This window comes from Janibacter sp. CoH_79_TC_3 (assembly GCF_058197955.1).
In genome coordinates this window covers 1-272 of sequence record NZ_JBXWIV010000092.1, presented here as the reverse complement: position 1 = coordinate 272, position 272 = coordinate 1, and the positions used below count along the sequence as shown (strand labels likewise).

Sequence of the window (272 nt, the reverse complement as noted above, 5' to 3'; positions counted from 1 at the left end):
GCGGTCGCCAGATACATCAGTGAAGTTAGAAGCTTTACCAGCATAACCGGTCAATTTAACGTCTTTGCCATAAGCAACTTTAACACCATCAAAGGTAGCATCTACTACAGAACCAGTGTGCAGTTTGAAGTCTTGACGGCCAGCGGTTACAGCCATGCCACCAATTTTACCATCAACAAATGCCCAGTTCAGTTTGGTATCTTCGTTACCAGCATTGTCATGAGTCAGAACTTGCTCGTTTTGCAGACGGCCGGTGTAGCTCCAGTCATCAT

General features: G+C 46.0%; 1 protein-coding gene. It reads right to left on the bottom strand.

The features are described 5' to 3' along the window. Positions 1–272 (bottom strand): hypothetical protein (locus AC2FA3_RS15205; protein ID WP_490510315.1); only part of this gene is annotated, 272 nt, incomplete at both ends.